This is a genomic window from Gordonia amicalis, from assembly GCF_022059885.1.
In the GTDB taxonomy this organism is placed as follows: Bacteria; Actinomycetota; Actinomycetes; order Mycobacteriales; family Mycobacteriaceae; genus Gordonia; species Gordonia amicalis.
In genome coordinates this window covers 1,097,555-1,109,361 of record NZ_CP091855.1, presented here as the reverse complement: position 1 = coordinate 1,109,361, position 11,807 = coordinate 1,097,555, and the positions used below count along the sequence as shown (strand labels likewise).

Here is an 11,807-nt window from a genome sequence, read left to right as displayed (position 1 = left end):
ATGGCTGGACGCAAACCGGATTCACTCGAGTACAGTCGATCCACCTTATGGCCGGGCAGTCGCTCCCACGCAAACCCGGCCTGGTGTCGCCGGGAACAGGTCCCAAACCCGGCACCGGACGCCGGCGAGCGTAGGGCATGATTTATCCATGACCGAGGGGAAGACGGAGCAGTCTGCCCGTACCCGTCAGGCGCTGATCAGCGCGGCGGAGGAGCTGATCGCCCTGCACGGGGTGTCCGCGGTCTCCAGCAGGCAGATCAGCAAAGCCGCCGGTCAGGGCAACAACTACGCGGTCGGTCACCACTTCGGTTCCAAGGACGACCTGATCCGGGCCACGCTCACCACACACAACATCCCCATCGACCGGTTGCGCCAGAAGGCCGTCGACGAGGTCGGCCAGAACCCGCAGGTCCGTGACTGGATCCGGTGCCTGGTCTGTCCGGAGATCGAGTACCTCGGCAAGCTCGGCGCACCGACCTACTTCGCCCGGTTCTTCGCAAATGTCTCGAGCGATCCGGCCACCACCATCCTGCTGTACGAGCAGATGGGCGAGTCGAAACCACTGCTGGCGATTCTCGAGGGTTTCTACGGCGCGCTGCCGGAATTCCCCGGCGACGTCCTCGAGATCCGCAACAACATGACGCGTCACATCATCGTGAACACGCTGGCCGACATCGAACGCGCTGCCGAGAGCGGTGATCACCCGGTGACGTCCTGGCAGCATCAGTGCGAGATCGTCGTCGACGCGCTGACCGGCATGTGGCTCGCCCCGATCACCCCCCTCGCTCCCTGAGGGCGAGCGAAGCGAGCCGTCCCTCGCTCCTGAAGTGCGAACGAAGCGAGCCACACTTCGCTCCCGGATCAGATGAGGGTGCCCACGTCCTTGGCCACGATGTGGTCGAGTGCCCGTTCGGCGACCGCGGCGATCGTCATGGACGGATTGCATGCTGCGGTGTTACCCGGCATGAGGGCGCCGTCGAGAACGTAGAGTCCACGCTGCCCCTTGACGCGCCCCTCGAGGTCGCAGACCGTCCCCATGTTGGCACCGCCGAGCGCGTGCCAGGTCGACGGGAAGAACGCGTTGGTGTCGGTGAGAATCGCGTCGGGTCCGGCGATCTTGCGCACGGCACCGTCGATGTGTTTGGTCTGGATCTCCGAGTCACCCTCGTGCGGCCACTTGATGATCGCGTCCCCCGCCGCGGAGTCGTAGTCGATGACGCCGCGCCCCGAGCTGACGCCGAAACCCACCATCATCGTGGTGCCGGCGTAGACCGGGATCGGGGGCAGCGACGCCTGGATGATGGTGAACGCACTCTTGGGGTTGTTCCAGTTGGGACTGCCGTACACCACCGGACCGCCCTGTACCGCACCGAAATCGATGCGCGGGCTGGTCCAGGTGTAGATGCGATCCGCGTTGGTGCCCCACCCGTGTCCGAGTCCGTCGGGCAGGTCGGTGATCGTGCCGGCCTCACGGGCGCGGACGAGGAGTTTGGTGGTGTTGACGCTGCCGGCGGCCATGATGAGCGTCTTGGTGACGATTTCCTTGTGTTCCAGTACTTTTCCGGTTTCATCGGTCCGTTCGACGTCGAGGGACCACTTGCCGTCGGGGCGCCGGGTGACCTGTCGGACGGTGTGCAGGGTCCGCACGGTCACGAGTCCGGTGCCCTCGGCCTGCCGGATGTAGGTGACGTCGACGCTGTGCTTGCCACCGTTGTTCACGCCGATGGACCCGTCACCGTTGGTGTAGGCCGGTCTCATCTCGCCGCGGAGCTCCGCCTCGGCATATCCCCAGTCGATGGGCATCGGGATCTTCTGTAGTGGGAGTCCCACGGCGCGAACACGTTTGGCGAACTGTCGCGGCGCCAGGTACTGCGGCGACCGCACGACCGAGTCCGGTGCCACCGCGACCTTGAGCATCCGTGCGACCCGCGGGTAGTGCACGCGGTCCATCAACCGCCAGTCGAGCGCATTGGGGAAGTGTTCGTCGAACACCGCCTCGCTCGGCTGCAACGTCATCCCCTGATAGACCAGCGACCCACCCCCGAGCCCGGCCGGGCACAGTGCCGTCATGTTCGCACCGGCAACCGATTCGAACAGTCCCACATAGGGTTCGACGCTGAGCGGCTTGCCGAACAGGTTCGGGGTGGACTCGTGCCACAGCATGCGCTTGTCGGGTTCGACGCACGCGGAAAGGTCTCCGAGTTGGGCCCGGTCGGCCACCGACGGCCCCGTTCGAGCAGCAGCACGGGCACACCGGCCTGCGCGAGTCGGAGCGCCGAGACCCCTCCACCGAAACCGGAGCCGACGACCACCACCCGATGCTCCTCACGGGTGTGCCGAATCCGGCGCGCCGGCCGCGGTGACCGCCGCGGCCTTGAGGAAGGTACGTCTCGTTGGGTACGCCCCGGACATGGGTCTCCTGTCATCAGTGCACGAGAACGTCCCGCGCAGACGTGCTGGGTAGCTCGCGGCCTGCGAAGGGAACGACCGCGAGCGGGAGAACGACGTACGGCCGCGAGGGATGCAGCCGTCCGAAGAAGACTTTGGCATCGACCACCGCTGTGTCAAGGGCAACAACGGATTTCGGCCCTGATTCCGACATCGCGGCGTGGCACGCTTGACAGATGCTGAGTCATGTGACTGAATCGAGCGCAAGCGGGTCCGCACCACGGACCCCACCAGCGGACACCGACCGGGACCGGTCTTCCGAGCAGGCCGCCGATCCGGCCTCTCGAGTGTTGCGTTGCCTCGGCCACGGTGTGCAGAGGGGTGCGCACCGTGGCGGGGCCGCGAGTCGCTGCCGGTTCGTCACCCGCTGTTAGGATGACCCGACCACATCGCGGCCGGGGGAAGTACATGTCAGATCACTTGCAGGACAAGACCATCGTCATCACCGGTGCCGGTGGTGGATTCGGCAGGGTCATCGCCGAGAAATGCGCTGCTCGCGGCGCTCGTGTCGTCGGCGTCGACATCGACGCCGATGGTCTGAACACTGTCGTCGGCGGCATCGTCGCCGCGGGCGGTTCGGCACTCGCCCAGGTCGCCGACGTGACCGACATGGCGCAGATGCGGGCGGCCGCAGCACTGGCCGTCGAGGAGTTCGGGGCGATCGACGTCATCGTCAACAACGCCGGGGTCATGCCGCTGGCGTTCTTCGCCGACCACGAACGTGCGTGGGAGAAGTGGCACAAGGCCATCGACATCAACATCAAGGGCGTCGTGAACGGCATCTCCGCGGTCTACGACCAGATGATCGCGCAGGGCCGCGGGCAGGTCGTCAACATCGCGTCCATCTACGGCAACGGCGGATTCGAGGGCTCCGGCGTCTACAGCGCGACGAAGGCCGCGGTCACCATGCTGTCGGATTCCCTGCGCATCGAGGCGAAGGGCAAGATCAAGGTCACGACGGTCAAGCCCACCGGTGTCGCCGGCACCAACCTGGCCAGCTGGATCGTCAACGATCGCGCGATCCGCGGCATCGTCGGCCAGCGGGTGTCGTCGTACAAGGAGCACGTCACCCAGATGCTGCAGGGCGAGTTACCGGACGAGCTGACCGACGCGGACTCGATCAAGTACTGGCTCATCACTCCCGAGGATCTGGCCGACGCCGTAGTCCACGTCATCGACCAGCCCTGGGGCATCAGCCTCTCGGACGTGACCGTGCGCGCGAGCGGCGAGGACTACCTGTACTGAGAGGACTACCTGTACCGACCTGGGTGCGCGGCCATATCGAGATCAGCCGCGACGCTCGCCGCGGTACTTGCGGTGGTACTCGTCGTAGAGGTCGGAGTTCTTCTCCCGCTCCAGGCGGTTGACCAGGTCCGGGTTGAGTCCATGCTGGGCCAGTCGGTGCCGGCGGTACACGCGGTTCAGTGCGATCGAGAAGAAGAGGTAGGCGATGAGGATCGGCGCGGTCATGGTGAACCGGACGCCCCAGTCCGCCGGGACGAAGAGCATCGGGATCAGGATGATGATGCACGGGATCGCCCAGCGCACGACCATCCGAAGCGAGGCCCTGGGTCCTGCGAGGTCGTTCTCGACCCAGTCGGTCATCGACTTCGGCAGGGGTGCCCAGTAGCAGTACTTGACGTACTCCCAGGCGTTCGGGGTCGTGCGTTGCGTGGTGCTCACCTCTCGATCGTGCACCATGTGGTTGCCGCTTCCCAAGCAAGTTGTCGCACGCCACACTGACCTCGGGTGGCCGCATCCGGATCGACACGAGCGAACTCGTCGCCGAATCGGGCATATCCACCACGCTGCGTGTGCTCGAACACAGCGCGGTCGGTAATCTGACCGCGTCTCGGCACGGCGAACCGGCGAAAGGACTCCGCGATCATGGGCTCGGACCCGACCACCGACGCCTCCTCCACCGACGCCTCCTCCATCGACGCCTCCTCCATCGATTCCGAGGCCATCGGCGGCCTCGAAGCCGAACTCAACGACTTCTGGCGACGTAGCCGTATCCGCACACGACTGCGGGCCCGCGAGATCGATCCCCGGCTCGACCCGTCCTGCTATCCGCTCATGTCCGTGCTCACCCGCCACCACTCGATGCCGATGTCCGACCTGGTGAGCGCCGTGGGCATGGAGAAGTCGACGGTCACGCGGCAGATCGACGCGGTGGTCCGACTCGGGCTCGCCGAGCGACACCCCGACCCCCGTGACGCGCGGGCACGCGTGATCACGCTCACCGATCACGGGCGCGAGCGCGTCGACGCCGTCCTCGCCTCGGCGGTCTCCGATTGGCGGGCCCGCCTGGCCCAGTGGAACCCGGACGACATCCGGACCCTCACGAGCCTGCTCCACCGACTCGGCGAGGCGACCAACGACCCGGTCGTGGACCGGGAGTCCTGACGGGCCCCGACCAGGGCAGGCAGTACGGTTCCCCACCGGTTTCCGGCCGCCGGGAATAACCCGGTTAGTTGCGCGTTACACCTTTCACGCCCTATGGTTGCAGCATTCAACTAAACGGCGGCGGCCCACGTCCGGTCCCCGTTTCCATCAGCCCTTTTCCGGCACCTGTGTCCACGAGGTCGACGAGGTCCTTCCGTCGATGTTCTGTGGTCGCCGCCATTCGGCTCCGTCCACACGGTGCACGCACGACTTCGGAGGTAGCCCCGTATGACAACGTCCCCGCCACGCGTGGAACCCGTCGACACACCGATGACCCACAAGCAGCGCATCAACGCACTCGTCGGTCTGCTGCTCGGTATGTTCGTGGCCCTGACCTCGGCCACGATCGTGTCCAACGCACTGCCCACGATCATCACCGACCTTCACGGCACGCAGGATCAGTACACCTGGGTCGTGACGGCGACGCTCCTCGCCTCGACGGCGGCCACCCCGATCTGGGGCAAGCTGTCCGACGTCTTCAGCAAGAAGCTCCTCGTCCAGCTGTCGCTCGGCGTCTTCACCCTCGGCTCGGTGCTCTCCGGTCTCTCGACCTCGGTCTCGATGCTGATCGGCTTCCGTGTGGTCCAGGGTCTCGGCCTCGGCGGCATGCAGTCGCTCGTGATGATCGTCATCGCGTCGATGTTCAGCCCGCGTGAGCGCGGCCGCTACCAGGGCGCCATCGCCGGCGTCATGTCCATCGCGACCGTCGCCGGACCGCTGATGGGTGGCGTCATCGTCGACACGAGCTGGCTCGGCTGGCGCTGGACGTTCTACGTCTGCGTCCCGCTCGCCGTCATCGCCATGGTCGTCGTCCAGCGCACCCTGAACCTGCCGGTCATCCGCCGCGAGGTCCACATCGACTACGCGGGCGCACTGCTCATCTCGGCCGGCGTCAGCACGATCCTGATCTGGGTCACCTTGGCAGGCAAGAACTTCGACTGGGCCTCGGCCACGTCGTTCGGCCTCGTCGCCCTCGGCCTCGTCCTGCTCGCCGCCGCGGTGTGGGTGGAGTCCAGGGCCAAGGATCCGATCATCCCGCTGCACCTGTTCAAGGAGCGCACGACCACCCTCGCGACGATCGCCAGCATCGCCGTCGGCGTGGCCCTCTTCGGCGGCGCGGTGTTCCTCGGCCAGTACTTCCAGATCGCTCGCGGCTACTCGCCCACCGCGGCCGGCCTGCTCACGCTGCCGATGGTGTTCGGTGCGGTGGTCTCGGCGACGCTGTCCGGGCGCCTCATCACCAAGTACGGCCGCTGGAAGAACTACCTGCTCGCCGGCTCGGTGATCATGGCCATCGGCTTCGGGCTCCTGTCGACGATCGACGCCCACACCAACATGGCGGTCCTCAGCGGCTTCCTGTTCGCCCTGGGCCTTGGCATGGGCATGACCATGCAGAACCTGGTCCTCGCGGTGCAGAACACCGTGGAGCCGCGCAACCTCGGTGCGGCCACGTCGACCGTGACGTTCTTCCGCTCACTCGGTGGTGCGGCCGGCGTCTCGGTGCTCGGCGCGGTGCTGTCCAGCCACGTCACCGACCTCATCGGCCAGGGACTGCGCGCCATCGGCATCACCCAGACGGGCTCCGGCGGAGGCGCAGGCCTGTCCAACCTCAACGAACTACCCGCGCCGATCGCGGCGATCGTCCGCGGTGCCTACGGCGACGGAACGGCCCGGATCTTCCTGGTCTCGATGGCGATGGCCGTCATCGGCACGATCGCGGTCCTCTTCATCAAGGAGGTCGCCCTCAACAGGCTCAGCGGTGAGGATCAGCGACGCGCCGCCCAAACGGCCGCCGACTCGGCCGATGCCGAACTCACGCAGGTCCTCGCGGGCGAGAACCTCGACGGCATGGACGCCGACCTCGACCGCCGGGAGGTCATCGACCCGGCTGTGGAACCGGTCGACCGAAAATCATGACCTCCGCCCGCGCCGCAGCGCGCCGACCGTGACGCGGGACAACTGAGGGAAGCCGATCGCGGCCGCCACCACGGCGGCCGCGATCGGCGTCATGACGTGCATGGCGGCGGGGTCTCGTTGACGAACCGGACGGGCGCGGGTGATCCTTGGCCGGTGAATTCGGACCAGTCGCCCACCTCGGGCCGTGCCCCGCTGCCGCACTCCACCGACACTGCCACGCTGCCACTCGCGGGAATCACCGTCGTCGCCCTCGAACAGGCCGTCGCCGCCCCCCTGGCCACCCGGCATCTGGCAGACCTCGGTGCGCGGGTGATCAAGGTCGAGCGCGTCGGCGAGGGTGACTTCGCCCGCCAATACGACTCGGCGGTGCGCGGCGGCGCGGGTTCACATTTCGTCTGGCTGAACCGAGGCAAGGAATCGGTCGAACTCGACCTCAAGAGCGACGCCGGGCGCGATGCGATCAGGACGCTCATCGCCGGTGCGGACGTCTTCCTGCAGAATCTCGCCCCCGGCGCCGCGGCCCGACTCGGGCTGGGCGCCGACGTCCTGCGCGCCGACCATCCGGAACTGATCGTCATCGACATGTCCGGCTACGGCGACGCGGGACCGTTCCGCGATCGCAAGGCCTACGACATGCTCGTCCAGGCCGAAACCGGTCTCATCTCGGTGACCGGCACCCCCGAGGACATGACCAAGACCGGCATCCCGTCCTCCGACATCGCCGCCGGCATGTACGCCCTCACGTCGGTGCTGTCGGCACTGTTCCGCCGGGCCACCACCGGCGTCGGCGCACGGGTGTCGGTGTCGATGTTCGACGCCACGGTCGAATGGATGGGTCACCCCATGTACATGCGGCTCTACGGCGGACGCCAGATCGCCCGGGCGGGCCTCGGCCACGCAGCGATCGTGCCCTACGACAAGTACCCCACCCAGGACGGCACCATCCTCATCGGCGTCCAGAACGACCGCGGGTGGGACACGCTGACCCGCGTCGTGCTCGAACGCCCCGACCTCGCCGAGGACTCGCGGTACAAGACCAACATCGACCGCGTCTCCCGTCGAGCGGAGGTCGATGCGATCATCGCCGCGGAGACCAAGCGGTTCACCACCGAAGAACTCGACCGCCGCCTCGCCGACGCGGGGGTGCCCGCCGCCGAGATCCGTGACCTCGAGGCCGTGGTGGCGCATCCCCAGCTCGGCGAACGCGACCGCTGGCGGGATGTCGACACCGAGGTGGGCCCGATCAAAGCGGTGCTGCCGCCGATGACCTTCGACGACGTCGAACTGGCGATGGGACCGGTACCGGCACTCGGCGAACACACCGAAGCGGTGCTCCGCGAGTTCGGGATCACCGCCGACGAGCAGCCGTGACGATCATTCCCTCAGCGTAGGATCGGCAAAGCGGACCTGCAGCCCTCGGGTCGCGCATTTTCTGCACGGATACGACGACCTCTCGGAGGCGATATGTCCGACGATTCGCTGTACACAACCCGGGACTCGGGTGCACCGGCCGGGAGTGACGAACACTCCCTGACGGTCGGCGCCGGAGGACCCATCGTCCTGCACGATCACTATCTGATCGAACAGATGGCCCAGTTCAACCGCGAACGAATTCCCGAGCGACAGCCACATGCCAAGGGCAGCGGCGCATTCGGGACGTTCGAGACCACCGAGGACATCTCGGCCTACACCAGTGCCGCATTGTTCCAGCCGGGTGTGAAAACCGAGATGATGGCGCGGTTCTCGACGGTGGCCGGTGAACGGGGCAGCCCCGACACCTGGCGTGATCCGCGCGGATTCGCGCTGAAATTCTATACATCCGAAGGCATCTACGACATGGTCGGCAACAACACGCCGATCTTCTTCGTCAAGGACCCGATGAAGTTCCAGCACTTCATCCGCTCCCAGAAACGCCGCCAGGACAACAACCTTCGCGACCACGACATGCAGTGGGACTTCTGGACGCTGTCGCCCGAGTCCGCTCATCAGGTCACCTGGCTGATGGGCGACCGCGGCATCCCGAAGACGTGGCGACACATGAACGGCTACAGCTCGCACACGTATCTGTGGGTCAACGCCGAGGGCGTGAAGCACTGGGTCAAGTATCATTTCAAGTCCGATCAGGGCGTGGAACACCTGACTCAGCACGAGGCCGACCAGATGGCCTCTGCCGACACCGATTTCCATACCCGGGACCTGTTCGAGAACATCGCCGCGGGTAATCATCCGAGCTGGACGCTCAAGGTCCAGCTCATGCCGTTCGACGACGCGGTGAGCTACCGCTTCAATCCGTTCGACCTGACCAAGGTGTGGCCGCATGGCGACTACCCGCTCATCGAGGTCGGCAAGATGACGCTGCACACCAATCCGGTCGATCACCACACGCAGATCGAGCAGGCCGCCTTCGAACCGAACAACGTCGTCCCGGGTATCGGCTTCAGCCCCGACCGGATGTTGCTCGGACGGGTGTTCTCCTACGCCGACGCGCATCGACATCGACTCGGCGGCAACTACAAGCAGATCCCGGTGAACGCGCCGAAGAACGAGGTCCACTCGTACTCCAAGGACGGCGCGATGCGTATCCACAACGTCACCGACCCGGTCTACGCGCCCAACTCCAAGGGCGGCCCCTCTGCGCTGTATCCCGGTCAGGGCGAACCGCAGTGGGCGGCCAACGGTGAGATCCTGCGCAGCGCCTACGTCGACCATCCCGAGGACGACGACTGGGGGCAGGCCGGCACGCTCGTCCGCGAGGTGTTCGACGACGACGCGCGAGAGCGGTTCGTCGACAACGTCGTCGGCCATCTCCTCAACGGTGTCTCCGAACCCGTGCTGCAGCGCGCATTCGAGTACTGGCACCGGGTCGATCCCGACATCGGTGCTCGCATCAAATCGGGTGTCACCGAGAAGAAGGACGAGTCCGACCCGAAGAAGGACGACCAGGGCAACCCGGCACGGTCGTCGGCGCAGGAGAAGGCGAAGGCCGAAAAGGCTTGATGCGCAACGCCACTGCTCCTTGGCCACGAGCGACAGCGCCCGTCGCTCCCTGAGGTGCGAGGAGCGACAGCGCCACCCCCGTCGCTCCCTGAGGTGCGAGGAGCGATAGCGACGACCCCCTCGCTCCCTGAGGTGCGAGGAGCGATAGCGACGAGCCTCGAAGGGCCTGGTGAGATGAACTCGCCAGGCCCTTCGAGACGCGTCCTCCGCAAGGCCCGGATTCGACACCAGGCGACACGCCGGTTGAGCCGACACCGAGCGAAGCGAGGCGTCGCGTCGAAACCCGGCCCCACCGATCCCAGAGACACCACCGCTGGTCCGCCGCCGACTAGGCTCGATCCCGTGAGTGTGCGCGCAGGCATTGTGGTGACCGGAACCGAGGTTCTGACCGGGCGTATCGCCGACCAGAACGGGCCGTGGCTGTCCGAGCAGCTCCTCGAGCTGGGGGTGGACGTCGCCCACATCACCATCTGCGGTGACCGGCCCGCCGACCTCACCGCCCAGCTGCGTTTCCTCGCCGACCAGCAGATGGATCTCATCGTCACCAGCGGAGGCCTCGGTCCCACGGCCGACGACCTCACCGTGGCGACGGTTGCCGAGTTCTGTGGACGCGACCTACAGCTCGACCCCGCACTCGAGGACCACATCGCCGGAATCATCCGGCGCTGGCGGCCCGACACCGTGGACCTCGACGACGGACCGACCCGCATCGGTATCCGCAAGCAGGCCCACGTTCCCGCCGGCGCCACCGCGATACCGCCCACCGGCACCGCACCGGGCGTCGCCGTCCCCGCGACACCCGACGAGCCGCTGCCGACGATCCTCATCCTGCCCGGCCCACCCGTCGAGCTGCAGGCGATGTGGCCGACCGCGATCGCCTCACCCGCCATCGCCGAGGTGCTGTCCCGGGCCGACGACCTCACGCAGGAGACCATCCGGGCGTACGGACTACACGAGGCCGAACTCGCCGAGACATTGCGTCGTGCCGAGGACTCGATCCCGGGATTCGACGCCCTCGAGATCACCACCTGTCTGCGCCGCGGGGAACTCGACATGGTCACCCGCTTCGCCGCCGACGGCGCCGAGATCTACCGGCAATTGCTGACGTTCCTCACCGAACACCATGGGCGACAGATCTTTTCGACCGATGGCTCGACCATCGAGGATCAGCTGATCGCGACGCTCGACGGACGGCTGATCGCCACGGCGGAGTCCTGCACCGGCGGGCTCATCGCGGCGCGGCTCACCGACCGCCCCGGTTCTTCCGCCTACGTCACGGGCGGCGTCGTGTCCTACTCGAACGAGGCGAAGTCCGACCTGATCGACGTGCCCGCAGAACTGATCGCCTCGCACGGGGCGGTCAGTGAGGAGGTCGCCGCGGCGATGGCCGAGGGAGCCCTGAGTCGCCTGAAGTCCGATGTGGCGGTCTCGACCACCGGGATCGCCGGACCCTCCGGCGGCACCGAGGCCAAACCGGTCGGCACCGTCTGCTTCGGCGTCGCCGTCAAGGGCCGCCCGACCTACACGGTCACGCGACGTTTCCCCGGCGACCGGGAACGGGTCCGCTCCCTCACCACCACCGCCGCGCTGCACCTGGTCGTCGCACAGCTGGAGAGAGACCCCGCCGCCGGTTGACCTCCCTTGTCGAGTTGTCCCCTGCTACTGGTGGAGCGGCCCCTGTGTGGCGGTTGCTCGTCGTTTCGACGCGGTGGCTCGCTGGCGCTCGCTACCGGCTCAACGAGCATGGACACGTGGCAGTATCGACTCGCCGCCGCTCGCTAAGCGTGGTCACGTGGCAGTATCGGCTCGCCGCCGCTCGCTAAGCGTGGTCACATGGCAGTATCGACTCGCCGCCGCTCGCTAAGCGTGGTCACATGGCAGTACCGGCTCGCCGCCGCTCGCTAAGCGTGGTCACGTGGCAGTATCGGCTCGCCGGCGCTCGCTACCGGCTGCCGTTTGAGCTGTCCCCCGCCGGTTGAGCTGTCCCCCCGCCGGTTGAG

Annotated in this window: 9 protein-coding genes and 1 pseudogene; 7 read left to right on the top strand and 3 right to left on the bottom strand. The window is 66.9% G+C overall.

Translation table 11 applies throughout. From position 1 onward, the window contains the following. The first annotated feature begins 148 nt into the window (after positions 1-148). Entirely contained in the window at positions 149-793 is a 645-nt protein-coding gene (locus tag IHQ52_RS05070) for a TetR/AcrR family transcriptional regulator (protein WP_006436545.1), read from the top strand. Between the two features lie 68 nt (positions 794-861). Here IHQ52_RS05070 and IHQ52_RS05065 read toward each other — a convergent pair. After that, a pseudogene (locus IHQ52_RS05065) lies at positions 862-2,426 on the bottom strand (GMC oxidoreductase). Next, positions 2,326-2,550, bottom strand: coding sequence for a twin-arginine translocation signal domain-containing protein (locus IHQ52_RS23655; protein WP_157228303.1), 225 nt, complete (start codon positions 2,548-2,550; stop codon positions 2,326-2,328). Before IHQ52_RS23655 ends, IHQ52_RS05065 begins: the two are co-directional and overlap by 101 nt. 306 nt (positions 2,551-2,856) lie before the next feature. On the opposite strand from IHQ52_RS23655, the gene IHQ52_RS05055 reads away from it, so the two are divergent. Beyond that, entirely contained in the window at positions 2,857-3,693 is an 837-nt protein-coding gene (locus IHQ52_RS05055; protein WP_006436543.1) for an SDR family oxidoreductase, read from the top strand. Between the two features lie 42 nt (positions 3,694-3,735). On the opposite strand, the gene IHQ52_RS05050 is transcribed toward IHQ52_RS05055, so the two are convergent. Continuing rightward, complete coding sequence (locus IHQ52_RS05050) at positions 3,736-4,149, bottom strand: DUF5313 domain-containing protein (RefSeq protein WP_006436542.1); 414 nt, start codon at positions 4,147-4,149, stop codon at positions 3,736-3,738. Positions 4,150-4,335: 186 nt separating this feature from the next. Between IHQ52_RS05050 and IHQ52_RS05045 the strand changes: the two genes are divergently transcribed. The 5 genes from IHQ52_RS05045 (at position 4,336) to IHQ52_RS05025 (ending at position 11,442) form a co-directional block, all read left to right on the top strand. After that, positions 4,336-4,854, top strand: coding sequence for a MarR family winged helix-turn-helix transcriptional regulator (locus IHQ52_RS05045; protein WP_006436541.1), 519 nt, complete (start codon positions 4,336-4,338; stop codon positions 4,852-4,854). Between the two features lie 267 nt (positions 4,855-5,121). Next, a complete protein-coding gene (locus IHQ52_RS05040) occupies positions 5,122-6,810 on the top strand; it encodes an MDR family MFS transporter (protein WP_006436540.1) in 1,689 nt (562 codons plus the stop codon). A 153-nt stretch (positions 6,811-6,963) separates the two neighbouring features. Then, a complete protein-coding gene (locus IHQ52_RS05035) occupies positions 6,964-8,181 on the top strand; it encodes a CaiB/BaiF CoA transferase family protein (RefSeq protein WP_006436539.1) in 1,218 nt (405 codons plus the stop codon). Between the two features lie 93 nt (positions 8,182-8,274). Continuing rightward, complete coding sequence (locus tag IHQ52_RS05030) at positions 8,275-9,807, top strand: catalase (protein WP_096274829.1); 1,533 nt, start codon at positions 8,275-8,277, stop codon at positions 9,805-9,807. A gap of 342 nt (positions 9,808-10,149) precedes the next feature. Continuing rightward, positions 10,150-11,442, top strand: coding sequence for a competence/damage-inducible protein A (locus IHQ52_RS05025; RefSeq protein ID WP_024499149.1), 1,293 nt, complete (start codon positions 10,150-10,152; stop codon positions 11,440-11,442). Positions 11,443-11,807 lie beyond the last annotated feature (365 nt).

Excerpts from the sequence above, each read along its gene's own strand:
- IHQ52_RS05070 (WP_006436545.1), top strand. The coding sequence starts at position 149 with ATGACCGAGGGGAAGACGGAGCAGTCTGCCCGTACCCGTCAGGCGCTG.
- IHQ52_RS05045 (WP_006436541.1), top strand. The coding sequence starts at position 4,336 with ATGGGCTCGGACCCGACCACCGACGCCTCCTCCACCGACGCCTCCTCC.
- IHQ52_RS05055 (WP_006436543.1), top strand. The coding sequence starts at position 2,857 with ATGTCAGATCACTTGCAGGACAAGACCATCGTCATCACCGGTGCCGGT.
- IHQ52_RS05050 (WP_006436542.1), bottom strand. The coding sequence starts at position 4,149 with ATGGTGCACGATCGAGAGGTGAGCACCACGCAACGCACGACCCCGAAC.
- IHQ52_RS23655 (WP_157228303.1), bottom strand. The coding sequence starts at position 2,550 with ATGCCAAAGTCTTCTTCGGACGGCTGCATCCCTCGCGGCCGTACGTCG.
- IHQ52_RS05040 (WP_006436540.1), top strand. The coding sequence starts at position 5,122 with ATGACAACGTCCCCGCCACGCGTGGAACCCGTCGACACACCGATGACC.
- IHQ52_RS05030 (WP_096274829.1), top strand. The coding sequence starts at position 8,275 with ATGTCCGACGATTCGCTGTACACAACCCGGGACTCGGGTGCACCGGCC.